Genomic DNA, 22,129 nt, shown 5'->3' with positions numbered 1-22,129 from the left:
AACGTCTTGATCGCCGAGGGAGGTGCTGAGTGAGCCTGTACCCGATCCTGTGGGCTGCGGAGCACGCCCCTGTGCGTGACGCCGAGGAGCGCGCGATCCTGATCGCCCTCGTGATGAAGGGCGATTTCGACGGGTGCAACTGCTTCCGGTCGTACGCGACGCTCGCGAAGGTCGCCCGCCTCGACCCGAAGACGGCTGGTCGCCGATGCCGTGAGATGGAGAAGCGAGGCATCCTGCGGCGGCAGGAGGAGTACCGCTCCCAGGCGTGGCTGGCGATCCCGGAGAAACAGCGCCCCGTCGTGTGGGAGGTCATGATCCCGGCCGAGTTCTGGAGCCAGCTGCAGCTCGCTGAGATCAACGAGCAGCGGGCCTCTCTCGGCCGCCACGCGCTGACCGCCAAGAACCGGCCCCCGCTCGCCGAGGCCCCGGCCAAGAAGACCCGCGCCGACAAGGGCGTGAAGCGTCCGAAGGAGGGGGGCCGGTCGAGTGAAGCCCCGGGGACTGATAGTCCCTGGGGCGGCCCTCAGGTCGAGGACGTTGACGCTCGAAACCCAGGGACTGCCAGTCCCCACCCCCAGGACTACGAGTCCCCACCCCAGGGACTAGAAGTCCCACAACCTTCTGAGTCACCTTCTGAGTCACCATCCGAGGAATCGGCGCCTTCGGCGCGTAGCGCCGCTGACGCCCGTAGGGCCTCTGCAGGTAGTAGCGCGCGCGCCGCGCGAGGCGGCTCCGCCGCGACGGAAAAGCGAGCGACCTCGAGGAAGAAGACCCGGCTGACCCGGGACGAGGCTGCGGCCGTCGCTGTCGTGGAGCGGGCGCTTCCGCCGTCGCTGCTGGAGCTGTTGGACGGTCGGAAGGTGCCGCACACGTGGCGGGTGGCGGTTGTCCGCGAGCTGGAGAACCGCACGGCGGAGCAGCTCGCTGACCGTGTGGCCCGTCGCTGGGTGCGTCACCGGTACCAGAGCCAGCTCCTCGCCGGTCGGGGCATCGAGAACCCGTACGCCGTCCTCCAGGCGCTTGTGCGGCCCGGTGAGTGCCCGGACGCCGGGTGCGAGGACGAGTTCATGGTCGACACCGGCGAGCCCTGCCGGGCCTGCCAGGAGCGCAAGGCGCACCGGGGCGGCGGGGTCTCTGTGCCCTCGCAGCGGACCGGACAGCCCTGGTGGGAGTGCCGGGTCTGCCGGGGCCCGAAGCGCAGGGAGCCGGAGCCGGAAGACCGCGAGTGCCAGGACTGCAAGCGGGAGGCCGCCCTCGCCTTCGCTGATCTCGCGGCCCGTCTGTCCGCCCGCACGAGCCAGGAGGCAGAGACCGTATGAGCAAGCAAGTGACCGAGCTGGGCGAGGCGTTGCGCGCCCTGGGTGAGCGGGGTGAGCACCTGATCGCCCTGCAGCCCGCCCCGGAGGACCTCGACGAGATCCGCGGCGACCTGGACGCCGCGCGGCGACTGCTCGTCGCCGCCCGCGCGTCGCTGGCCCGTGGCTGTGCGCAGCACCCGGGCGCTCCGACGGATCCGACGGCCGGGGGTGCGTGCCTGCTGTGCGCGACGAACCGGCGCCGGGGCGTGGCGGACGGCGGCGGGATCGTCGCGCAGGCGGTGCCGCTGGAGACGGTGGCGCGCGCGGTGGCCGACCTGGGCCAGGACGAGGCCGTGCGGCGGTTCGGGGCGCGGACGGTGACGCGGGCGCTGCTGCGGTGCCGGAACGACCTCGTGCTGACACAGGAGTCGGCATGAACAGCGGCCTGTCGACCGTGACCGGCCGCCGATTGCAAGGAAGCGAGGAATCCATGAGCCATCTGCTCACTGTCGACCCGGAGACCGGCCTGCGCCGTAGCGCGATCCGTTTCCCGGACGGCGAGCCGCCTTTGCCGGACGGCTGCCGCTGGTGCGGTGTGCCGTTCTTGGGCCACGGCTCCGGGCGGTGGGCGGCCTCCCAAGGCTGGCACCGGTGGGCTGAGCCGACCGAGGCCCAGGTTGCCGCCCGTGGGGCCGCCCGTGTGGCGCTCGCGATCGTGCCGGAGGAGACCCCGACGCGCACCCGGTGCGACGCCATGAACCACAACTCGATCGGGTCCGAGGTGTTCTGCGAGATCGAGGACCCCGACCACGAAGAGGACCACGACGCCGGCGACGGCATCACGTGGCCGCGCGAGGACTAGGGGGCGAGCCGTGACGACACAGACCACCCTGACGGCCACCGTGCGGCTCCAGCCGACGGCGGACCCGACGCCGGTCGAGCAGGCCGTCGCCGACAGCATCGCCGGCGACTACCCGCCCGAGACGTACCTGGGGTTCGCGTTCTACCGGGCCGACGGAGGTTGCCGCCTGTGGCATGGCTGGACCGACGGCGGCACCGTCCTCGGCGACCAGGTCGACCGGCTCGCCCTCGCGGCCGGGCTGGACGCCTGCGACTGGCTCCACATCGGCGACCGGCACAGCCAGCTCAGCCACCGCGGCCGCATCCGCATCGAGGCGTACCCGCTGCGGCCGATCCTCGCCGACGTCCAGCGCGGCGAGCGTGGCCCCGAGGACCGGCGTCAGGGCTTGCTCGACGTGATCGCTGTGGCCGCCGCGCGGACCGGACAGAGGCCTCGGCCCGGCCTGCCCGCCTGGCCCGGTTTCGGCCCGGCCCGGGTGCTCAGGAAGGCCAGTCGATGAACGACACGACTGGGACCGGACCGCGCCGGGTGCAGCTGGCCCCGGCCCGAGTCGACGAGATCCGCGGCCTGGTCCAGCAGCTCGCCGGCCGTCCGGACCCGGCCGAGGCGCCCCGGCTCCTCGCCGACGCCCGCACAGCCCTCGCCGACCTCCTCACCGACCGCGACGACCTGGTCCGCGCGAACGCCACGGCGGGCGAGGACCTGGCCCGCTGGACCGGCGCCATCAACTGACTTCCGGCCCCCGCCCGGGGGCTGGACCAACCCGAAGGAGAACCAGTGGAGTTCGGCACCGAGAAAGGCGTCCGAGACTTCCTCGGCCTGTGCCTGGATCCAGGGCACGGCCGTGAGAAGCGGACCCCGCTGCAACTGACGAAGATCATGCCCGAGCCGCTGCTCCAGGCACTCGGACGGTACGCGCCGCACCTGGTCGAGCTGCGGAAGGCCGCCGAGTTCCGTGAGGAACAGGGGCGCCTGGCCCGGCAGATGTACGCCGACGGGCTCGCCGCGTGGATCCGCGGCGACGAGCCCGGCCCGGCGATCCTGAACACGCCGGTGCCCGACCTGGAGGCGCTGCTCCTGCAGGTCGGGGAAGCATTCGCCGCGGCCAACGCGCACATCGCCGAGTGCGGTACCTGCCGCCGTGACATGCGGCTTCCCGAGATGTGCGCCGACGGGCAGCGCCTGGCGGTGGCCGCCGCGGCCACCATCACCGAGGCGGTCCCGGCCCCGGCCGCCCCGGTCGTCCCGGCGCCCGAGCCGGTCGACCGGCGGCTGTGCCCGCAGAACCTCGTCGGCGACAAGGCCGAACCCGGTGAGCACTTCTTCAAGGCGGCCGCACTGTCCGGCGAGCCACCCCGCTGCGTGTACTGCGGCAGCCGCATGACGGAGCCGCCCGCCTACCGCACCCGGGACGGCCGCCTGTGGACGTACGCCTCCGTGCAGCCCCGTACCGGGCAGCCGCTGTACGAGAACGCGACCGCGCCCGTCCGCTGCGACTCGACCGACCTGCGCGACATCTACGGTGGCGAAGTCTTCGAGGTGTGGCCGACGGACGCCAAGCCGAAGACCGTGCAGGACTGCGCCGGTGTCGGCGAGCGCGGCCACGGCCTGACCGGCAAGACCGTGCACGTCGGCTGCTGCGAGCCGTCCAGCGGTGACGGCGGCGCCGCAGAGCGGGCCGCCGAGGAGGCGGCGGCGCCGACGTGGGTGTTCAACACGCGGTCGGTGAACCGCACCACGAAGCACGCGCTGAACCCGGACAGGCCGAGCGTGACGCTCTGCCCCCGCGAGTGGTCGGCCAGCAATCCCATCCCCGCCGAGGAGGCCGCCCGGCTGGCGCTGTGCGGCGGCTGCCGACGCGCCCTCACCAGCGACACCGAGGACTGACCCCCATGCAGCAGTGAACGGCCGCCCTTGTTCGTACCAAGGGCGGCCGCCCACCCCCAGCAAACCAGACAGGCCGGCGCACGCCCCGGCCCGACCCGAGAAGTTCCGATGGGCCGCCCCGCGCAGGGGCGGCCCGCTCGAAGGAGACGCCGATGATGCATCCGCTGCTGACGCTCGTCCTAGCGGCCCCGCTGCTGCTCGTTGCCGCCGTCTGTTCCGTGCGCCGCTGCGCGCAGGCCTGGCGGAGGTGGGCGCAGTGAGCCCCCGCCCTCAGTACGCCACCATCCATGCCGCCCCACCGCCCGGCGGCGCCCTCACCCCGTGCTGCGGTGTCGTTCCGACCACCCTGCCCCGCGGCGACGGCGTCACCCCGAACCTGACCGCCGTCACCTGCCGGGCCCGCCCCCGCTCGCCCCTGACCGAGATGGTCCGCATGGCTCTCGTGCGCGTTCCCGCATCCGGGGCGAGCGGCCGGCCAGCCGTGCCCCACGGCGGCCGCAACGGCCACGTCTACGACCCGAATTGCGCCCTGTGCGCCGGGGACGCCGACGCCATCGCGAACGCCATCTCCTGCACCCTCGCCGACGTGATCGCCGCGAGTAGCGGCCAACCGAACACGCTCACCGGTCAGAACATCACCCAGGTTCCCAGCCCACGACAAACGCCGAAGGAACCGCATGACCGACGCCCGTGACACCGAACTCGCCCGGGTCCTCGGCGTCGTCGTCGACACCGACCGCGGCGAAGACCCGCTCGCCTGGAGCGAACTGCCACCACCCGCCCCGCTACGACCGGCCGAGACGGAGGACCGGGTGTGCTGACCAGCCTCGTGCCGTACTGGCTCGCCCAATGGCGATGCCGTGCTTGCGGAGCCCGGCACGACTTCATTTGGCCCCTCTGCCCCTTCACGAACGAGCCCAGAGACCAGTGATCACCATGACCGACTGCACCATGTGCCGTCGCCGCCTCCTCGTCACCGGCCAGCCCGTCACCGAACAGCAGGCGAACGACATCCTCATCCGCACCGCGAGCCTGTGGCTGCTGCACACCACCGACCGGGACCCGACCGGCATCGTCGGTCAAATCCTCGGCATCGAGCCAGGTAACTACGCGGACTGGGCCCCGGATTCGGTCCGCGCGGCCGTCGACCGGCTGCGCTGCCTTGACCTCCAGTGGCTGCACACCTCCCGGATCGCATCCTCGTGGGCCAGCGGCCCCCAAGGCTGGTGCGACTGGAGCGGAACGATCCGCAGCTCCAACCTCGCCATCGCCAAGCGGCCGGACGTCGAGGCCATCACCGAGGAATGGCAGCAGATCGCCGAGGCCTTCCCCTACCTCGACCTCACCGCCCAACTCGTCGCTGACGAGACGCCCGGGGAACTCGCCGCCGAGTGGCGCGTACGCGACGGCCGCGCCGAGTACACCCCCGACCCAGACCCCGCCGAGCTCGTCACCGAGCCGTGCGAAGTCCACCCCCTCGACCACTTCGACCGCTTCCTCCCGTACGGCGAACTCGGCGTCTCCGTCACCCGCCTGCGCGCAGCGGTCGCTCAAGTCCTGCGCGCCGACCACGACCAGATCACCACCGGGAGCAACCGTTGAGCCCACGCAGCACCATCCACGCCTGCCCGCCGAGGGGCCAGACCCTCACCTCGTGCTGTAACACGGACCCGTTCGAACTGCCGGTGAACGGCCGGATCACCAGCGACCCGGCCCAGGTGACATGCGGCGGCCGCGCGCCGGCCGACGCCGACCAGAGCGGGGCCCCACCGCCCAGCCCGGCCGCCGAGCACGCCGACGAGGACAACGGCGGCGGCATCCTGCCGCCGTTCTCCGGCGACGACACCGAATGCCCGAAGTGCCGGTACACCGACGTCGGCACCCTCTACCGGCAGCCGGTGCCCGTCCGGTACGTCGACACCTTCAATGACCGCAGCCGGCCCGGCCCGCTGCCGGAGCGGCTGGAACGCCAGTGTGCCCGCTGCGCCTTCCAGTGGGACGAGGCCGTGATCGCCGACGAGCCCGGCATGACCGTCGAAGCCCTCGCGCACGCCGTCGACAACGCCTCGCCTTACCCGTACGAGCTGCCGCCCGAGGTGTGCACGCACATGGCCCGGCAGCTCCTGCAGAGCCTCCGCATCCGCGCGTGCATCGGCCACCCGCTGTGGCGCTACGACCCCGGCCAGCCCCGACCGGCCGACCCCATCCCCGAGCCCGCCCCCGAGCCGAACGAGGAGTCCGTCCGATGAGCCTGACCGTCGAGCGCATCACGGAAGTGAAGACCGTCAGCCGCAGCTTCCGCCTCAGCCCCAAGACCGGCGAAGACACCGACCTTCCGGCCGAGGAGATCGTCATCAGCTGGCAGCAGGTCGACGAACGGCCGCCCCAGGTCGTCGTCACCGCCCCGACCGGCCCCGAGGGCTGGCACATGCCCGTGCCGCAGAGGCCCGGCTGGCTGATCACCCTCATCACCACGCAGGCCCCCGACTGGTGGATGCAGTGAGCCCCCGCCCGCGCCTGGACCTTGGAGCCATCCCGTGACCGACCAGCCCCACACCACCGGCCCGGAGCCGACGACCGACGCGCTCGACGCCACCCCCGAACACGCGGACACCCGCTGTCCGGACACCGTCCCGACAGCCGACGACGACCGTCCGGACATGGGCGGGATCATCCTCGGCCCGCCCGTCGTCGGCGAGACCGGATGCGCCCTGACCTTGCCGGACACTGACCGGACAGGGTCCGAGGACACGCGTCCGGACAGTCCGGACATTAGTCCGTCCGGGCTCCGCTTCGCGTACCACGCCCACGTCCCCCGCGACCTCGCCGGGGCCGCCTTCACCGAGGCGTTCGGCCTCCTGCACGCCGAGATGGACGGCCGGACAGTCGAGCCGGCCCCCGACGCCCAGCCGATCATCCAGCCCAGCCCCGAGACGGAGGACGAACTCCGCCGACGTATCAGCGACCTGACCGCCACCCTCGGCGAGATCCTCGCCCGGGTCACCACGGGCGACGTCGGAGGCCAGATGTTCCGCACCATCCACGTCGGCCCCAAGACGGTGGAAGGGTGGCGTCAGGTCCTCGACGGCGACAACCGCCTCGAAGCCCAGGCGGGCCGTATGCCCAAGGTGCAAGGCACCTGCCCGGCCTGCCGCAGCGACTCACTGTTCCTCGGCAGCGGCGGCTTCGTCACCTGCTCCTCGCTGTCCTGCCCGAAGCCCGACGCCCCCACCGACGTCCTGGAACAGCCGCCGCACGCCGCCGACGAATGCGGCCGCCTCGACTGCATCACCGCGCTCGCCACCGCCTTCGAGCGCGCACGCCGCGCCACAATGGCCTACAACTCGCTGCGCGTGAACGCCATCACCGCGGCGAAGTACATCGCCCGGCAGCAGCGCCTCGGCCTCCTCGCACGGGACAGCCGGACACAGGCCCTCACCACCCTCGCCCACGGGGTGAAGGACCCCGGCCCGCTCGCCTCCCCCAGCGAGCACTGACCCGCGCTTCCTCGGCCTGGCCGCCCAAGCGCGGCCGGGCCCGTCCGAACGGACACACCACGATGCAGATCACCTGCTCACCCCCGACCAGGCCCGCGCCCTCTCAGCCACGATCACCCGCGCCTGCGCCTACTTCCGCCGGATCGTCGACCAGTTCCGCGCCCTGGCCCGCGACCTGATCGAGACCGCCCGCCGCCTCGGCGAGTACCTGCACCGACTGGGGGGACTGTAAATCGTTCGGTGTAACTCCCGATCATGGAAGATGCATCGATGACCAGTGAGAACGTGTCCGAGTCCGAGACCGCCGAGCCCACGAAGGCTGCGTCGGCGAAGGCCGTGGACGACCAGTTGATCGACGAGCTGGTGGGTCGCGCCCAGGCCGAGGGCCTGCAGCTGACCGGCGAGGGCGGGCTGCTGCAGCAGCTGACCAAGCGGCTGCTGGAGTCCGCCTTGGAGGGCGAGATCACCGACCATCTCGGTTATGACAAGCACGACCCGGCGGGCAAGAACGGTGGCAACTCCCGCAACGGCACACGCTCCAAGACGGTGCTGACCGATGTCGGTCCGGTGGAGATAACCGTGCCCCGCGACCGCGACGGCTCCTTCGAGCCGAAGATCGTCAAGAAGCGGCAGAAGCGCCTGACCGGCGTCGACGAGATGGTCATCTCGCTGGCCGCGAAGGGCCTGACCACCGGCGAGGTGCAGGCCCACCTGGCCGAGGTCTACGGCGCCGAGGTCTCCCGCCAGACCATCTCCACGATTACCGACAAGGTGCTGGAGGGCATGGCCGAGTGGCAGAGCCGCCCGCTCGACACCGTCTATCCGGTCGTCTTCATCGACGCCATTCACGTGAAGATCCGCGATGGTGCCGTCGCCAACCGGCCCATCTATGTGGCCCTGGCCGTCACCACCGAGGGCCGGCGGGAGATTCTGGGACTGTGGGCCGGCGACGGCGGTGAGGGCGCCAAGCACTGGCTGCACATCCTCACCGAGATCAAGAACCGCGGCGTCAACGACGTCCTCATGCTCGTCTGCGACGGACTCAAGGGTCTGCCCGACGCGGTGGAGACCGTCTGGCCCAGGACGATCGTGCAGACCTGCGTCGTGCACCTGCTGCGGAACTCCTTCCGCTATGCCGCCCGGCAGGACTGGGACAAGATCGCCAAGCTCCTCAAGCCCGTCTACACCGCTCCCACCGAAGAGGCCGCCCTGGACCGGTTCGCCGAGTTCGCCGACGCCTGGGGCCGGAAGTATCCGGCGATCGTGAAGCTGTGGGAGAACGCCTGGGAGGAGTTCACCCCCTTCCTGCGGTTCGACACTGAGATCCGCCGCATCGTCTGCACCACCAACGCGATCGAGTCGGTGAACGCGCGCATTCGCCGGGCGGTCAAGGCCCGCGGCCACTTCCCCAACGAGCAAGCCGCCCTGAAGTGCGTCTACATGGCGATCATGTCCCTCGACCCCACCGGCAAGGGACAGGCCCGCTGGACCATGCGCTGGAAGACCGCACTGAACGCCTTCGACATCACCTTCGACGGCCGCCTGTCGGCAGCCCGCCAGTAACCCCAACTACCACAATTACACCGCTCGTTTGACAGACCCCGACTGGGCGCCACCCCCACCGTGGCTTTGTTCACGAGTCGTGGTTCTGGCGCACATTCCGTGAAGGCGACACGCTGAGTGACGGCTGACGCTCGGATCGACCTCCCGGAAGTTGCCTGAAATTGATCAGCACCGGCCTTGGGGTGGCCGACAGTTCAGCGTCGTGGAAGAGACATTGCTCCGGTTGGAGGGGCTGTTGTTACCGTCGATCGCGGACGTGGCGGTGCTGTCGGTGGACGTGAACAACGAGGCGATGCGCGTCGAGGCCCGCAGTACGGCGGCCGAGGCGAGGTGTCCGAGCTGCGGGAGCCATTCGAGCCGAATACACAGCTCCTACCTGCGTTTTCCCGCCGATGTTCCAAGCGCGGGGCGGCGGGTGGTTCTCTGCCTGTGGGTCCGCCGGTTCTTCTGCCGGGATGCTTCATGCGGACGACGGACGTTTGTCGAGCAACTGCCAAGCCTGACTCGGCGGCACAGCCGGTGGACCGAGCGACTGCGTTCGACGCTGGCCGCGGTCGGCCTCGCCCTCGCCGGCCGGGCTGGTGCCCGGATGGCACGAGTCTTCGGGGTATCCGTCAGCCGCAGCACGGTGTTGCGGCTGCTCGACACATTGCCAGAGCTGGAGGCGCCGTCCCCCCGGGTGGTCGGTGTCGATGAGTACGCGACGCGCAAGGGCCGCGTCTACGGCACAGTTCTGGTCGATTGCGAGACCCGTCGGCCGGTGGACCTGCTGCCTGACCGGGAGGCGTCCAGCCTGGCCGAGTGGTTGAAGAAGCGGCCGGGGATCGAGGTGATCTGCCGGGACCGTGCTCCGTTCTTCGCGGAAGGCGCCACAGCCGGGGCACCCCAGGCGACCCAGGTCGCCGACCGCTGGCATCTGTGGCACAACCTCGGCGAGGCCGCCGAGCGAGCCGTCACCCACCACCGCCAGTGCCTACGCGTCCTCGTCCCCGAACCGACCGGAGACGAGGGCGACGAGCCCACGCCACCCGAAGGGACGCTGGCCTCGCCCTGGCAGAGCGACCGATTCGCCAACCGCATCCGAGCCAGGCACGCCACCGTCCACGCACTGCTGGAAGCCGGCCACAGCCGCCGGTCCATCGGCCGCCGACTTCACATGACTCATCGCACGGTCAAAAGCCTTGCCGACGCTGCCAGACCCGAAGACCTCTTCCGCGGGCAGTGGCAATACAACCGTTCCTCCGCCCTGGACGAGTACAAGCCTTATCTGGACGACCGGTGGAACGAGGGCTGCAGCAATGCCTGGAAGCTCTGGGAGGAGATCGCGCCGCTCGGCTATCAGGGCAGTTACGGCATTGTCAGCGCCTACATCAGGAAGAAGCGCACCTCGCCCCGCCCGGTCACCGCACAGCCGCCAGCACCCCGCCTGGTGACCAGGTGGATCCTCAGCCGCCCAGATTCCCTGTCCGATCGAACAACTCCGGCTCAAAGCTGTCCTGGCCAACTGCCCCGAACTCGAAGCCCTTACCGGACACGTCCGATCCTTCGCGCAGATGCTCACCGAGCGCCAGGGCGAACGGCTCCCCACATGGCTCGACGCTGTCCGCAAGGACGACCTGCCCAGCCTCCACACGCTAGCCGCGGGGATTGACCGCGACCGCGAGGCCGTCATCGCGGGCCTGACCCTGCCCTGGAACTCGGGCGTCGTCGAAGGACACGTCAACCGGATCAAGATGCTCAAGCGCCAGATGTTCGGCCGCGCAGGCTTCGCGCTCCTTCGCAAGCGAGTCCTCTTCGCGTAAGAGCCTGGCCGGGCATCGCGAAGATCCAGTGTCTGGTCGTGGACGTCGCGCGAGTGCCAGGATGCGTGACGGAGCGCAGACGGAGGGAACGTATGCGAGCGTTGTTGGCAATGCGTGAGTGGAGTACCCGGCGCAAAGTGACTGCTGCTGCGATGTTGCAAATGCTATGGCTGAGCATGCTGATCACCGCCATAATCACCTGGGACCTCTCGCTTTCTGTCTCCGTCGCGATCGCGATATGGGCCGGGCCAGCCCTGGGAGGAGTAGCAGGCACCTGGGCCGCATCGAAGACATCTGCTAGATGACAGTCAGTCACCGCTTCACGGAAAGTGAGCCAGAACCCGAGTCGGATCTGGCTCAACTTCTGTGGTGCGACCACTCTGAGTGACATCCGGGCCCCTTCGAGCCGTACGTGAAGTCGCCCGAAAATGGTCCGTGGGCAAAGCGGTTGGGCTGACAGTTCGGGGCCGTGGAAGAGGTCGTGCTCCGGCTGAAGGAGTTGTTGTTCCCGTCGATCGCGGACGTCGCGGTGCTGTCGGTGGACGTGAACATCGAGATAGTGCGCGTTGACGCGCAGTGCACGGCGGACGGCGCCGTGTGCCCGGTCTGCGGGGTCTGGTCGAACCGCGTTCATGGTTCCTACCTGCGGTTTCCCGCTGATGTGCCGAGCGGTGGCCGAAGCGTTGTTCTCCATCTGAGGGTCCGTCGGTTCACCTGCCGGATCGGGCTGCGCACGCCGTACCTTCGTCGAGCAGATATCCGGCCTGACACGCCGGCACGGTCAGCGGACCGAACGGCTGCGCTCGACTCTGGCCGCGGTAGGTCTGGCCCTCGCGGGCCGGGCCGGGGCCCGCATCGCCCGCGTTCTCGGGGTTTCCGTCAGCCGCAGCACGGTGCTCCGGCTGGTGGACGCTCTTCCCGAGCCTGAGGTGGCCGCCCCGCGTGTGGTCGGCGTCGACGAGTACGCCACCCGCAAGGGCCGCCACTACGGCACCGTCCTGGTCGACATCGAAACCCGCCGCCCCGTCGACCTGCTGCCAGACCGCGAGGCATCCAGCCTCGCGGCCTGGCTCGCCGAACGGCCAGGCGTTGAGGTCATCTGCCGGGACCGGGCACCGTTCTTCGCCGAAGGCGCCTCCGTCGGCGCCCCGCAGGCCGTCCAGGTCGCGGACCGGTGGCACCTCTGGCACAACCTGAGCGAAGCTGCCGAACGGGCCGTCGCCCAGCACCGCCGCTGCCTCCGTGTCCTGGTCCCGGCCGCCTCCGAACCCGAGCCGGAGCCCGCCCCGGAAGAGGAGCCGCCCGGTTCACCCTGGCCGACCGGGCACCGGTTCGCCGACCGGACCCGGACCCGGCATGCCGCCGTCCACGCACTGCTGGAGGCCGGGCACAGCCGCCGCTCGATCCAGCGTCAGCTCGGCATGACCTGGCGGACCGTCAAACAGCTCGCCGAGGCTGCGGCCCCGGAGGAGCTGTTCGCTGGCCAGTGGCAGAACCGGCCCTCGGTCCTCGATGACTACAAGCTCTATCTGGACGACCGTTGGAGCGAGGGTTGTACCAACGCCTGGAAGCTATGGGAGGAGATCATGCCGCTCGGCTACAAAGGCAGCTACCAGCGCGTCCGCGCCTACCTGCACAAGAAGCGCACCTCACCGCGACCGGTGACCGCCCGGCCACCGTCGCCCCGGACGGTCTCCGGATGGATCCTCAGCCGCCCGGAGACCCTCACCGAGCCTGAACAACTCCAGCTCAAGACCGTCCGCACCCACTGTCCCGAGCTCGATGCCCTCACCCGGCACGTCCGGTCCTTCGCGGTCATGCTCACCGAGCGCCAGGGCGAGCGTCTCCCGGAGTGGCTCGACGCCGTCCGGCAGGACGACCTGCCCAGTCTCCATACCCTCGCCGCCGGCATCGACCGCGACCTCGACGCCGTCACCGCCGGATTGACCCTGCCCTGGAGCTCAGGCGCGGTCGAGGGGCATGTCAACCGGATCAAGATGCTCAAGCGCCAGATGTTCGGGCGTGCTGGCTTCGCCCTTCTGCGGAAGCGCGTCCTACTCGCACAGTGATCGCAATGTCAGCGGCTGATGCGAGGATCCCGGCGACACGAGGAGATCAACATGGGCACCTGGGACACTGGCCCCTTCGACAACGACACGGCCGCGGACTTCGCCAACACGCTCGACGACGCCAAGCCCGAGGAGCGCGAGACGCTGATCCGTGGCGTCCTCACGCGCACCGTCGACGCCACCGGCTGGCTCGCCGAAGGAGAAGAAGCGGTGGCCGCCGCCGCACTGATTGCGACCCAATGTCCAGGCGGCGACCCAATCGACACACCCTACGGCCCTGAGAAACCCATGCCCGCCTTTCCCAACGATCTTCGGACGCTCGCGGACGAGGCCCTCGCCCGCGTCATCAGCGACGAGGCCGGGCCAGCCTCGAACTGGGTCGACCCGGCAGACTGGAAGCAGTGGCGAGCCAACCTCACCCGCCTCCGCACAGTCCTTGCCCCGCCTCCACCGTCCATCCCGCTGTTCGATGTCGAGCAATGACAGAACGCCACTCGCCACAAAACCTGAGCCAGAACCCGAGTTGGGGAGTCACTCCGAACCACGGAGGGGTGATGTTCACGAGTTTCGACGTCACCGGGGTACTTGCCAGGCCAGCATCGGGAGTGCTCCTGGTGAAAGGCCCTGGTCATGCCGCAGATGTCGAAGGTCGAGCTGTACGCCGCGATCCGGCGCGACCACCGAGACGGCATGACGATGCGGGAGATCTCGCGCAAGTACAAAGTGTCGTGGCGGACGATCAGGAAGGCTGTGGACTCGGTCTGGCCGGAGCCGCGGAAGAAGCTGCCGCCGCGAGCGACTGCGCTGGACCCGTACAAGGCGGTGGTCGACGGGATCCTGCGGGCGGACCTGGACGCGCCGCGCAAGCAGCGGCACACGGTCACCCGGATCTTTCACCGCCTGGTCGAAGAGCACAGCGCCGAGGTCTCCTACCAGCAGGTCCGCCGCCTGGCTCATCCAGGCCATGACCGGACGCCGGGCCAGCGAAGTGCTGATGATGGACTTCGAACCGCTCTCCGACATCCCCGGCCTGGATGCCGCAGCCGTCCCCGATGGCGGGATGGTTGCCCGGCTCCGCTACCAGCAGACGAAGATCGACGCGGCACCGAACACCATCCTCGTCGGCCGCGATGTCGTCGAGATCGTCCGGGAACAGCAGGCGTGGGTGCGCGAGCAGTGGCGCTTGGGCGCCGCCGACACCATCCGCTACCTGTTCCCCAAGACCAACCGGCAACCGGCACGGCACCAAGTCCTGGGAGACCAGCAACTACAACCGCGTCCTGAAGGACTTCAGCCACCACCTGGACCTGCGCGACTCACGCGGCGAACTCCTCCTCTACTCACGAAGCCACCGACTCCGCCACACCAAGGCGACCACGCTGATCAACGCCGTAGCACCCATCCACGTCGTCCAGCGCTACCTCGGTCACCTTTCTCCCGAAATGACGATGCGCTATGCCGCGACTCTGGCCAGCACCGCCGAGCGGGAATTCCTCGCCCTGGCCAAGGTTGGTCGGGACGGCCGTGAGCTCGGCATGGACCGCCGCGACATGCTGGACCTGGTCCAGCTCGATCGCCGCACCGACCGGATCCTGCCTAACGGCTACTGCCTCCTGCCGCCCACCCGCTCCTGCGACAAGGGCAACGCCTGCCACGGCTGCGACCACTTCGCCACCGACCGCACCTTCCTGCCCGACATCCAGCGCCAGCTCGCCGAGACCGAGTCGCTGGTCGCATCCCGGCAGGCCCGACACGCCAACCGCTACGGCGAGCCGATGAGCGCGGCCAACGTCTGGCTGGAACAGCGCAACGCGGAGATCCGCAGCATGCAGCTGGAGATCATCGCTCTGGAGGCCCAGCCGGACGGCACCACCGCCGTCGTCCGCGGCGCAGGCGTACTCGGTCGCACCGGCTACCAGCAAACCGTCAACACACCTGCTCACAAAGGGACATAGCCCGCATGACCACCCGCCCGACCGCCTCAGTTCCTGACACTGCCCCAGCCGAGAACCGGCGCATCGTCGCCCTGCGGCAGGCAGCCCAGGACAAACACGAGCAGGCCGTCCAACGAGCAGAGGCAGGCATCCGGCGACTGGTCAAAGCGGGCGAGGAAATCAACTTCCGGGCTGTCGCCCGCGCGGCGGGCGTCAGCCTGGACTTCCTCTACGCCCACACCGACCTGCGCAAACGCATCGAAACCCTGCGAGGCCAGCAACGGGCTGACCACCGGCCCCTCCGACAGGAGCCCGCAGCCGACGACGGCACGGTGATCCATAGCCTCACCAAGGCCCTCCGCCGCGAACGCGCCGCCCACCGTGAGCGCGTCCAAGAGCTCGAACAACGGTTGGCCGCCGCCCACGGCGAGATCCTCCGCCTCCAGCGTCAGATCCGGGAACGCGGCGACGTGCCCCGGTGAACGACATGCCAGCCGCCGCACGCCCGCAGCGTGCCAGAACAATGCAGTTGAGACCGGAGGATCAGCCCGGCACACTCGCCCGGTGAGCCACAGCAAACAAACGGGCAGATGGGACGGGCCCTGGTTCAGGGTCTGCACGGAGCACTTCGAGGCGGCGTTCCTGCCGAATGCCGGCGAGGACTTGGAATCGGTGGACAACATCGACGTCTTCGTGGACCTCAACGACGGAACCCGGTGGAGTGTGACCGTCATCACCCTCGCTCAGGTGGAGACCATCATGGAGCGGTGGGCGGCGACTGGGGAGGCCCTCGGCGGCGCCTACTTCTCGTGCTCGGACGGCCTCATCGTCCGCGACGCCGGCATCAGCAAGATGACCCAGGTCCTCGTCGGCCTGGTCGAGACCGGCGACTTCACGCACATCCTTCAACGCATCGACGAATGACGGCAGCCCCGGTCCACGACGAGCTGATTCTGAACCACCAGTAAGCTGCCCTGGCCGAGCCTGGGACACCATCCTAAGGACACGATGCTCTCCGAATACCAGCAGCAGCTGAGGGATCGTTTCCTCGCTGCCCCCGTCATCCCAGCACCACACCCCTGGCAGCCCGTCTCCGCGCGGCGAACGCCCATCGGCGGGCTACTCGGAGTCGGTTTCGGGGTCGACCCCGACAGCGGAAACGACCTCCTGATGGTCGTCTCCAGCAGCGGCCACGGCATTTTCAACGCCTCCACGGGCCAGCGACTCGCCCGCGACCACGACCCCGACTTGGATCACAGCACACCAACTGGCCCCGACTTGTCCTGCCCTGGACTCGGACCGCTCGCCGGCACCGAGGTCCGGATCGCCGGCCTGTTCGGCGGCGGCCTCCACTCCACCACCGAAGACGGATGGACCGTTGAGGTCGTCAGCCCGGATTGGCCGCACCACCGCGTTCTCCTCTCGGCCGATGGCGGACTCTGCCGTGGTTCCGCCGGTGAGAAGTGGTGGCACATCTTCCACGCCCACTACTCCGAACTGCGAGCCGCCGGGTTCTCCCCCTCCGGACGCACGCTCGTCGTTGCCACCGGCAGCGACATCACGCTCTGGACAAGGCCCAGCCTCGACGCCTGAACCAGAGTGTCGTCCACGTTGCGGACGCCGTCGGCAACGCTACGATCTGCACAAATGCGGTCGCCGCTGCCACCGACCCCGGATAGGGACAGACCTTCGACTTCGACGCCAACCCCAACATCGACCCGGCTGTGGTCAACACTCTCGCCAGCTGCGAGTGGATCAAGAAGAGCCAGCCGCTCTGCCTGATCGGCGACTCCGGCACAGGCAAGTCCCACATGCTCATCGCCCTGGGCCCCGAGGCCGCAATGCAGGGCTACCGGGTCCGCTACACCCTCGCCACCAAGCTCGTGAACGAGCTGGTGGAGGCCGCCGACGAGAAGCAGCTGAACAAGACGATCGCCCGCTACGGCCGTGTCGACCTTCTCTGCATCGATGAGCTCGGCTACATGGAGCTCGACCGCCACGGCGCCGAACTGCTCTTCCAGGTGTTGACCGAGCGCGAGGAGAAGAACAGCGTCGCCATCGCCTCAAACGAGTCGTTCGGTGGCTGGACCAAAACCTTCACCGACCCCCGCCTCTGCGCGGCCATCGTCGACCGCCTGACTTTCAACGGCACCATCATCGAGACCGGCACCGACTCCTACCGCCTGGCCAGCACCCGGGCGCGGGCTCAATGCCCGCTACCGGCGGGCGGCCCAGGCCTGCGGGCACTTCCCCAACGAGCAGGCCGCCCTCAAACGCCTCTACCTTGCCACCATCGCCCTCGACCCCACCGGCCGCGGCCGCCAGCGCTGGAACAACCGCTGGAAGTCCGCTCTCAACGAGTTCGACGTCCTCTTCGACGGCCGGCTCACCGCCGGAAGAGTGTAGGCCGAACAGCCCACCGAACAACTCGTAGGCCAAACAGACGAATCACACCTAATTCCTGATAGACCCCGGGCCGAAGCCCCCGCCAAGGCCGGCTGACCGCTGCATGGTTCAGCTTGATGGTTCTCCACCCCAAGGGTCGTCAAGCACTGTTTCGGGGATGTTCGCCGTGAGCATTTCGTCGATGCAGCTGCGCAGCCCGGCGCCATTGTGGTCGACCCAGGTGAGCCATGGCACCGCCTGGAGCAGGTCGTCGTATTGACGGCTGCCGGGGTCGGTGAGGAGGGCGCGGAGCTCGTCGGGGGCGGGGTCGGTGGCCAGGCACAGCCAGGCCAGGCCGGCGCCGATGCGGACCTCGGGCGGTCGTCCGGGATCCGACCACAGATCGTCGGCCCATTTGGGAGCGTGTCCATCTTGGTGTTCCCGGGCGAGTTGGGCGATCGCCAGGATCAGGCTCACCCGGACTACCGCATCGTCTTCCTTCGCCAGCCTGGATTGCAGTGCAGAGGAGGCGTGTGAAAGCTCGCCGGTCGCCGCCGCCAGGACGTAGGCGGTTACGGAGCGGACCTCGGGGTCGGGGTCGGAGAGAAGCGGGAGCAGAAGGTGCAGGTCGTTCGTGACGGCTTGACGGGCGGCCTGGATCGTCCAGTCCACCGGGCACATCGTGCTGCCCTCGATCATCAACGGCTCCTCGGCGACCTGGAGCAGGCCTTCCCGTGATCCGTCCCCCATGTGCTGGCACCGGCCGATCTCGGCGATCAAGCGAAGGGTCTGGGCTCGGAGTTCGGGGCGCCCGGCCGCCGCGATCCGGAGCAGAAACGGCACCGCCAGTGCTCCCACCGCGATCGTGCCGCCCTGATGATGAAGATTCGTCCAAAGCTGCTGCAAGGCTCTATCTGCAGCTTCGGCGTCCCCGGACGCGAGCGTGGCGAGCAGGCCGGGGATCTCCTCGCCCGGGCCGTAGAAGTGCCGGAACCGCTGCCAAGGGACCTCGTCATACCTGAACCCGTCCTTGACCTCCCGCGGGATCGCGCCCACGGCCGTCCGCACGTCGCAGTCCGTGCCGGTCCATCGTTCCGGCCAGCCGGCCCAAAAGTCATCGTCCACGGCTTGGCCTTCCAGTCCACCGACAGCACCCGAACCCCGGGAGTCTAACGACCGGTGATCAAGGAACGGCCTTTCTGCCGCACTCCGGTGGCACCGCACCACGGCGACGTCATTTCTAGTGAGCATCTGCAGCACTCAAGATCGCCAACTGCTGCCCAACCCGCTGATCAAACGCTGCTACTTCACGTGAACGAAGCCAATCCGGCCCCAGATCAGTAGCCATAGCTGATCACAATGGCGTAGCCACACCAAGAAGGCCCACCCTTTCGACATATCCGCATCGAGCCATGCCCTGCACCGCAGCAACCTCCGCTCGATCCGGCGGCCAGGGTAGTCCGCTCACCCCACCCACCCGACGTCTTCCACGCACAGCACCCCGCCGCCCACCTCGTACGCCACCCACCACCACGGCCCGAACGCCACCCCGGACCCGGCCTGGGGCACAGCCGGCACCGCCGAGTCCACCAGCTGCACCACCGCCTCGTGCACCTCGTCCGGCAGGTCACACATCACCGCATCGGCCAACGGCCCCAACGTCACCCGCATCCCGCACTCCTGCCTTCCGGCTGCCGAAGCCAGCACAGTACGGTCCGAAGCTCGCGGCCGTGCCGACCTGTGGACAACTCGCCCAGCCGTCCCTGGTGGGGGCCGCGGTGTGTCTCAGGGTCCTGACGGCCATACGTCCGGGCCGCCGCCCTGCCACTCGATCAGTTCCGACGTCTCGACGTCCACGTCCTCCAGGCCCGCCCGCCGCAGGCACTCCTCGACGTCACGCGCCCCAGCGTCCGCCGCCCGCCCGGACACGCACCCGGACAGCGCCCGGACAAGCGACGACCCCCTCGCCGCGCTGTGAGGGGGCCGTCCAGGGAGCTCGGCTACCGCAGGCCCAGCCGCTCCGTACGGTCCGGGTTCGGCAACGAGCCGCCCCAGTCAGTGAGGTGTCTGGCCCTCCTCGTCGCGAGGATTTCGCCCGTGCTCATCTCCCACGTCAGCCGGCCGTTCACCGCCCTGGGCAGGCTCATGTTCCGTGAGTTGTAGGTGCCCCCGTGTTCCATGGCGTGCCGCCACTTCGCGCGGCCAGCCCCTGCGTGAGCCCGGACGCCTCCAGGTACTCCACCTCTGCCCACCCGCCAGCGTTGCGCGCTTCGCCCTCGGACGCGCCAGCCCGGATGGCGGCGAGGGCGACACTCCAGCGGGCCTCACTCGCCTCGCGCTGGACGCGGCCCCGCTCCGTCGGGCCGGTGTGCCGGGGCGTCCCGACCACGTTGTGCGCCGGGTCCTCCGCAGCGATGGCCCGGGCCTCCTCGTCGTAGGCGCGCCACCGGGACGGGTGCCACTCGTCGGTACGCCGGGCGACCAGGTGCCCCCAGACTGTGTGGCTGTGCGCCTTGGACCGCTCCTCCGGGGTGTACGACGACCCGATGTAGAGCAGCGTGCCATCCGCGGCCCACAGCCGGTACACGGCGGCCGGGCGCTCACTGCTGCTGGTCGTCTCCTGCTGTGCTGTCGTCACTGTGCGCTTCCTCCTCGGCCTGCCGTTGCAGGTCCGTGCGGGCGCCCGGGCGCTTGGGGTTCGCCGCGATGAAAGCGGCCACCTTCGACTCCCGCCAGGCCATGCGGGTGCTCCCCGGGCTCGGTTCCGGCGCCGGGAACCGGCCGCGCGCTCGCCACCGGTGGAGGGTCTGCCTGCTCACCCCGAACCGCTGAATGATCTGGCCGATCGTCAGCAACTCGTCCCTCCCGTCATCCGGGTGCTCGTCCGACACGGGACCGTCCTCTCCGGCAACCCGTTGACAAATGTAACGAGGTTACGCTTAGTATTCAATCAGCAGCACAAAGCCCCGGACGCCGTGGTTGAACACGGAGGCCGGGGCTGCTGAGACGGCGGGGCCCGGTGGTTGCACACCGGACCCCGCCTCACCCCCGCCCCGTGGTTGCACACGGGAGCGGGACCGCCCGGCCCGTGGTTGCACACGGGTCGGGCCGCCAGACACCTGCCACAACAGGAGCTGACGCAGTGAGCAAGACTACTGATCGAGTTCGGGGCTCGGCCCTGGACGTCACCGACGAACACAAGAACCAGGCCGCCGCCGTGCTGGCACGGCTGGCCAAGCGGTACGCCGAGGACGCGCCCGGCGCGCTGGTCGACGACTTCACGTTCACCATGCGGGTGGGCGCGGAGGCGTACGACGAGACGGGCCGCGGCCTCGCCGGTGCGCACAAGGTCGTGGCCGCCGTGGTCCGCCAGCATGCGCCGAGCGTGGAGGGCACGGCCTGCGGCCTGTTCGCCGCTGGCCTCCTGGAGGCCGCGCGCGCGATGGGCTGGAGCGAGGACGACAATGCCCCCGCGATCCCGAGGCACCCGGTGCCCGGGCCGCGCCGTACCGACGAGTCCGGCCGCGTTCCGGCACCGCGCCCCGAGCAGTTCGCGGGGGTGGCCCGGTGACGACGGAGCAGCAGCGCGCGAAGAAGGCGTACGAGGCCGGCCGCGAGCAGCGGGACCCGGCCAACGTCCAGAGGTCGCAGGACAACGCGCGCATCGACGCCACGAACACGACTGGCAGCCGGGCGGGGGGTTCCCGGTGACCCGCCAGATCGACACGAAGACGCCGAACCAGGTTGCGACGCCGCCCGCGACCGTGCAGGCGTGCAAGCAGGACCGGGCCGGCCGCAACGACAAGCTCCAGGGCGCCGAGGCGGCTGTACAGAAGGGCCTGGTCGGCAACACCGGTTCCTTCACCGCGAGGGGGGCCGTCTGATGGGGGCCATCCGCAGGTTCGTCCAGTCCCTTGACGGCCGCAATGACCGCGAGTTGGCGCGGACGCAGTACGCCGGCCAGAAGTCCGCAAGCCAGGAAGCGGCGGAGGCCCGCCGCACGCGGCACCGCAAGGCGGTCGACAAGTTGGCGGCCAAAACCCGTAAGGACGCCAGTCGGGATATCCGCGGCCGATGACGTCCCTTTGACCGGCCCGGCCCGGGCAGTGCGCTGCCCGGGCCCCGAGCACGACAGAGACGGACTGTGACGACACTGACCGTGTTGCCCAAGATGCGCGCCCAGTCGAGGCGCCGGGTGTGCGTCGGGTGCAGCGTGCAGATCAAGGGCAAGATCCGCCGGGGCAAGTGCGAGCCGTGCTACCGCTCACGGCGTGGCATCCCCCACCGCCCCTCGCGGCACCGTGTTTCCCCAGGGGAGCTGGTCCTCGCCAACATCGAAGTGGCGCCGGATGGCTGCTGGCTCTACACCGGGCGCGTCGACCGAGAGGGCTACGGTAAGGACCCGGCCGTCAAGGGCTACTCGCAACAGCGGGCACACCGCGCCGCCTACGTGCACGCCGTGGGTCCGCTACCGCGGACGGTCCACCTGGACCACACCTGCCACAGCAACGATCCGACCTGCCCGGGCGGTGTGACCTGCAAGCACCGCCGCTGCGTGAACCCGGCCCACCTGGAGCCGGTGAGCCCGAGGGTCAACAACGAGCGCAGCAACAGCCGTTCGGCGATCAACGCTCGCAAGACCCACTGCCTCAACGGCCACAAGTTCACGCCGGGAGACACACGCCTCCGGAAGCGAGGCGGCAGCACCAGGCGGGAGTGCCGCCAGTGCGCACGGGACCAACAGCGCGAGCGTAGGAGACGGCGTCGCCAGGCCCAAGGCGACTAACGACCGGCAGGCCGTCCCGCCCTTTCCCTCTGTCGACCAACGAGCC

The 22,129-nt window shown here is 69.6% G+C and carries 30 protein-coding genes and 2 pseudogenes; 28 read left to right on the top strand and 4 right to left on the bottom strand.

Features of this window, described 5'->3' with window-relative positions; genetic code table 11:
* Window positions 1–29 precede the first annotated feature (29 nt).
* The 24 genes and pseudogenes from ACIQMV_RS19430 to ACIQMV_RS19315 all read left to right on the top strand — a co-directional run.
* Complete coding sequence (locus ACIQMV_RS19430) at window positions 30–1,319, top strand: hypothetical protein (protein WP_402594136.1); 1,290 nt, start codon at window positions 30–32, stop codon at window positions 1,317–1,319.
* Window positions 1,316–1,735, top strand: coding sequence for a hypothetical protein (locus ACIQMV_RS19425; RefSeq protein ID WP_402594134.1), 420 nt, complete (start codon window positions 1,316–1,318; stop codon window positions 1,733–1,735). The genes ACIQMV_RS19430 and ACIQMV_RS19425 overlap by 4 nt, the downstream gene beginning before the upstream one ends.
* Window positions 1,732–2,160, top strand: coding sequence for a hypothetical protein (locus tag ACIQMV_RS19420; protein ID WP_402594132.1), 429 nt, complete (start codon window positions 1,732–1,734; stop codon window positions 2,158–2,160). The genes ACIQMV_RS19425 and ACIQMV_RS19420 overlap by 4 nt, the downstream gene beginning before the upstream one ends.
* A 10-nt stretch (window positions 2,161–2,170) precedes the next feature.
* A complete protein-coding gene (locus ACIQMV_RS19415) occupies window positions 2,171–2,659 on the top strand; it encodes a hypothetical protein (RefSeq protein ID WP_402594130.1) in 489 nt (162 codons plus the stop codon).
* Window positions 2,656–2,892: a hypothetical protein gene (locus tag ACIQMV_RS19410; RefSeq protein ID WP_402594129.1), complete on the top strand. Its 237-nt coding sequence runs from the start codon at window positions 2,656–2,658 to the stop codon at window positions 2,890–2,892. The genes ACIQMV_RS19415 and ACIQMV_RS19410 overlap by 4 nt, the downstream gene beginning before the upstream one ends.
* 45 nt (window positions 2,893–2,937) lie before the next feature.
* Entirely contained in the window at window positions 2,938–4,047 is a 1,110-nt protein-coding gene (locus tag ACIQMV_RS19405; protein ID WP_402594127.1) for a hypothetical protein, read from the top strand.
* Between the two features lie 256 nt (window positions 4,048–4,303).
* The gene (locus tag ACIQMV_RS19400) at window positions 4,304–4,741 is read left to right on the top strand and encodes a hypothetical protein (RefSeq protein ID WP_402594125.1); all 438 of its coding nucleotides are present in this window, start codon (window positions 4,304–4,306) and stop codon (window positions 4,739–4,741) included.
* Window positions 4,725–4,868 (top strand): hypothetical protein, encoded by a 144-nt coding sequence (locus ACIQMV_RS19395; RefSeq protein ID WP_376608599.1) that lies wholly within the window; start codon window positions 4,725–4,727, stop codon window positions 4,866–4,868. Before ACIQMV_RS19400 ends, ACIQMV_RS19395 begins: the two co-directional genes overlap by 17 nt.
* A gap of 115 nt (window positions 4,869–4,983) precedes the next feature.
* Window positions 4,984–5,649: a hypothetical protein gene (locus tag ACIQMV_RS19390; RefSeq protein ID WP_402594122.1), complete on the top strand. Its 666-nt coding sequence runs from the start codon at window positions 4,984–4,986 to the stop codon at window positions 5,647–5,649.
* Window positions 5,650–5,732: 83 nt separating this feature from the next.
* Window positions 5,733–6,296 (top strand): hypothetical protein, encoded by a 564-nt coding sequence (locus ACIQMV_RS19385; RefSeq protein ID WP_402594120.1) that lies wholly within the window; start codon window positions 5,733–5,735, stop codon window positions 6,294–6,296.
* Window positions 6,293–6,550, top strand: a complete 258-nt coding sequence (locus tag ACIQMV_RS19380; protein WP_402594118.1) for a hypothetical protein — start codon at window positions 6,293–6,295, stop codon at window positions 6,548–6,550. Before ACIQMV_RS19385 ends, ACIQMV_RS19380 begins: the two co-directional genes overlap by 4 nt.
* 34 nt (window positions 6,551–6,584) lie before the next feature.
* Window positions 6,585–7,544: a hypothetical protein gene (locus ACIQMV_RS19375; RefSeq protein WP_402594116.1), complete on the top strand. Its 960-nt coding sequence runs from the start codon at window positions 6,585–6,587 to the stop codon at window positions 7,542–7,544.
* Between the two features lie 270 nt (window positions 7,545–7,814).
* Window positions 7,815–9,107 (top strand): IS256 family transposase, encoded by a 1,293-nt coding sequence (locus ACIQMV_RS19370; protein WP_402594115.1) that lies wholly within the window; start codon window positions 7,815–7,817, stop codon window positions 9,105–9,107.
* 202 nt (window positions 9,108–9,309) lie between these two features.
* Window positions 9,310–10,758, top strand: a complete 1,449-nt coding sequence (locus tag ACIQMV_RS19365) for an ISL3 family transposase (RefSeq protein WP_402594114.1) — start codon at window positions 9,310–9,312, stop codon at window positions 10,756–10,758.
* Window positions 10,661–10,909, top strand: coding sequence for a transposase (locus ACIQMV_RS19360; protein ID WP_402594112.1), 249 nt, complete (start codon window positions 10,661–10,663; stop codon window positions 10,907–10,909). Before ACIQMV_RS19365 ends, ACIQMV_RS19360 begins: the two co-directional genes overlap by 98 nt.
* Before the next feature lie 469 nt (window positions 10,910–11,378).
* Window positions 11,379–11,837, top strand: coding sequence for a transposase family protein (locus ACIQMV_RS19355; protein WP_402594110.1), 459 nt, complete (start codon window positions 11,379–11,381; stop codon window positions 11,835–11,837).
* Window positions 11,815–12,978 carry a transposase gene (locus ACIQMV_RS19350; protein WP_402594108.1) on the top strand — a complete coding sequence of 388 codons (1,164 nt, stop codon included), beginning with the start codon at window positions 11,815–11,817 and terminating at the stop codon, window positions 12,976–12,978. The genes ACIQMV_RS19355 and ACIQMV_RS19350 overlap by 23 nt, the downstream gene beginning before the upstream one ends.
* Window positions 12,979–13,029: 51 nt before the next feature.
* A complete protein-coding gene (locus tag ACIQMV_RS19345) occupies window positions 13,030–13,461 on the top strand; it encodes a DUF4259 domain-containing protein (protein ID WP_402594107.1) in 432 nt (143 codons plus the stop codon).
* Between the two features lie 647 nt (window positions 13,462–14,108).
* Window positions 14,109–14,933 carry a tyrosine-type recombinase/integrase gene (locus ACIQMV_RS19340; RefSeq protein WP_402594106.1) on the top strand — a complete coding sequence of 275 codons (825 nt, stop codon included), beginning with the start codon at window positions 14,109–14,111 and terminating at the stop codon, window positions 14,931–14,933.
* A 5-nt stretch (window positions 14,934–14,938) separates the two neighbouring features.
* On the top strand, window positions 14,939–15,394 hold the full coding sequence (locus tag ACIQMV_RS19335; RefSeq protein ID WP_402594105.1) for a DUF6262 family protein: 456 nt from the start codon (window positions 14,939–14,941) through the stop codon (window positions 15,392–15,394).
* 82 nt (window positions 15,395–15,476) lie between these two features.
* Entirely contained in the window at window positions 15,477–15,836 is a 360-nt protein-coding gene (locus ACIQMV_RS19330; RefSeq protein WP_402594103.1) for a hypothetical protein, read from the top strand.
* 84 nt (window positions 15,837–15,920) lie between these two features.
* Window positions 15,921–16,505 (top strand): hypothetical protein, encoded by a 585-nt coding sequence (locus ACIQMV_RS19325; protein WP_402594102.1) that lies wholly within the window; start codon window positions 15,921–15,923, stop codon window positions 16,503–16,505.
* Window positions 16,506–16,594: 89 nt separating this feature from the next.
* Window positions 16,595–17,122: pseudogene (istB, locus tag ACIQMV_RS19320) on the top strand (IS21-like element helper ATPase IstB); the annotation flags it as partial.
* Window positions 17,118–17,318 (top strand): annotated as a pseudogene (locus tag ACIQMV_RS19315) (transposase); the annotation flags it as partial. The pseudogenes istB and ACIQMV_RS19315, both read left to right, overlap by 5 nt.
* A gap of 108 nt (window positions 17,319–17,426) precedes the next feature.
* On the opposite strand, the gene ACIQMV_RS19310 reads toward ACIQMV_RS19315, so the two are convergent.
* The 4 genes from ACIQMV_RS19310 to ACIQMV_RS19295 form a co-directional block, all read right to left on the bottom strand.
* Window positions 17,427–18,365 carry a hypothetical protein gene (locus ACIQMV_RS19310; protein WP_402594101.1) on the bottom strand — a complete coding sequence of 313 codons (939 nt, stop codon included), beginning with the start codon at window positions 18,363–18,365 and terminating at the stop codon, window positions 17,427–17,429.
* Window positions 18,366–18,761: 396 nt separating this feature from the next.
* Window positions 18,762–18,968 (bottom strand): hypothetical protein, encoded by a 207-nt coding sequence (locus ACIQMV_RS19305; protein ID WP_402594099.1) that lies wholly within the window; start codon window positions 18,966–18,968, stop codon window positions 18,762–18,764.
* Window positions 18,969–19,440: 472 nt separating this feature from the next.
* Window positions 19,441–19,935 (bottom strand): GIY-YIG nuclease family protein, encoded by a 495-nt coding sequence (locus ACIQMV_RS19300; RefSeq protein WP_402594097.1) that lies wholly within the window; start codon window positions 19,933–19,935, stop codon window positions 19,441–19,443.
* Window positions 19,898–20,188, bottom strand: a complete 291-nt coding sequence (locus ACIQMV_RS19295) for a helix-turn-helix transcriptional regulator (RefSeq protein WP_376653184.1) — start codon at window positions 20,186–20,188, stop codon at window positions 19,898–19,900. The genes ACIQMV_RS19300 and ACIQMV_RS19295 overlap by 38 nt, the downstream gene beginning before the upstream one ends.
* Window positions 20,189–20,439: 251 nt before the next feature.
* Here ACIQMV_RS19295 and ACIQMV_RS19290 point away from each other — a divergent pair, with 251 nt between their 5' ends.
* The 4 genes from ACIQMV_RS19290 to ACIQMV_RS19275 all read left to right on the top strand — a co-directional run bounded on the left by ACIQMV_RS19290 (window position 20,440) and on the right by ACIQMV_RS19275 (window position 22,083).
* Complete coding sequence (locus ACIQMV_RS19290; protein ID WP_384438031.1) at window positions 20,440–20,868, top strand: hypothetical protein; 429 nt, start codon at window positions 20,440–20,442, stop codon at window positions 20,866–20,868.
* On the top strand, window positions 20,865–21,008 hold the full coding sequence (locus tag ACIQMV_RS19285) for a hypothetical protein (RefSeq protein ID WP_384438034.1): 144 nt from the start codon (window positions 20,865–20,867) through the stop codon (window positions 21,006–21,008). Before ACIQMV_RS19290 ends, ACIQMV_RS19285 begins: the two co-directional genes overlap by 4 nt.
* Complete coding sequence (locus ACIQMV_RS19280; protein WP_384438037.1) at window positions 21,005–21,181, top strand: hypothetical protein; 177 nt, start codon at window positions 21,005–21,007, stop codon at window positions 21,179–21,181. The genes ACIQMV_RS19285 and ACIQMV_RS19280 overlap by 4 nt, the downstream gene beginning before the upstream one ends.
* Before the next feature lie 260 nt (window positions 21,182–21,441).
* Window positions 21,442–22,083, top strand: coding sequence for a hypothetical protein (locus tag ACIQMV_RS19275; protein ID WP_402594094.1), 642 nt, complete (start codon window positions 21,442–21,444; stop codon window positions 22,081–22,083).
* Window positions 22,084–22,129: the final 46 nt, after the last annotated feature.

The sequence above is a fragment of the Streptomyces sp. NPDC091412 genome, assembly GCF_044756885.1.
GTDB lineage: Bacteria > Actinomycetota > Actinomycetes > Streptomycetales > Streptomycetaceae > Streptomyces.
Note: the sequence above shows the minus strand (reverse complement) of the source record. Positions and strands in the feature narration are given on the sequence as shown.

Coding starts and splice junctions, on each gene's coding strand:
- ACIQMV_RS19425 (WP_402594134.1), top strand. CDS start 1,316: ATGAGCAAGCAAGTGACCGAGCTGGGCGAGGCGTTGCGCGCCCTGGGT.
- ACIQMV_RS19420 (WP_402594132.1), top strand. CDS start 1,732: ATGAACAGCGGCCTGTCGACCGTGACCGGCCGCCGATTGCAAGGAAGC.
- ACIQMV_RS19410 (WP_402594129.1), top strand. CDS start 2,656: ATGAACGACACGACTGGGACCGGACCGCGCCGGGTGCAGCTGGCCCCG.
- ACIQMV_RS19395 (WP_376608599.1), top strand. CDS start 4,725: ATGACCGACGCCCGTGACACCGAACTCGCCCGGGTCCTCGGCGTCGTC.
- ACIQMV_RS19390 (WP_402594122.1), top strand. CDS start 4,984: ATGACCGACTGCACCATGTGCCGTCGCCGCCTCCTCGTCACCGGCCAG.
- ACIQMV_RS19380 (WP_402594118.1), top strand. CDS start 6,293: ATGAGCCTGACCGTCGAGCGCATCACGGAAGTGAAGACCGTCAGCCGC.
- ACIQMV_RS19370 (WP_402594115.1), top strand. CDS start 7,815: ATGACCAGTGAGAACGTGTCCGAGTCCGAGACCGCCGAGCCCACGAAG.
- ACIQMV_RS19360 (WP_402594112.1), top strand. CDS start 10,661: ATGCTCACCGAGCGCCAGGGCGAACGGCTCCCCACATGGCTCGACGCT.
- ACIQMV_RS19345 (WP_402594107.1), top strand. CDS start 13,030: ATGGGCACCTGGGACACTGGCCCCTTCGACAACGACACGGCCGCGGAC.
- ACIQMV_RS19340 (WP_402594106.1), top strand. CDS start 14,109: ATGTCGTCGAGATCGTCCGGGAACAGCAGGCGTGGGTGCGCGAGCAGT.
- ACIQMV_RS19335 (WP_402594105.1), top strand. CDS start 14,939: ATGACCACCCGCCCGACCGCCTCAGTTCCTGACACTGCCCCAGCCGAG.
- ACIQMV_RS19325 (WP_402594102.1), top strand. CDS start 15,921: ATGCTCTCCGAATACCAGCAGCAGCTGAGGGATCGTTTCCTCGCTGCC.
- ACIQMV_RS19305 (WP_402594099.1), bottom strand. CDS start 18,968: ATGCGGGTGACGTTGGGGCCGTTGGCCGATGCGGTGATGTGTGACCTG.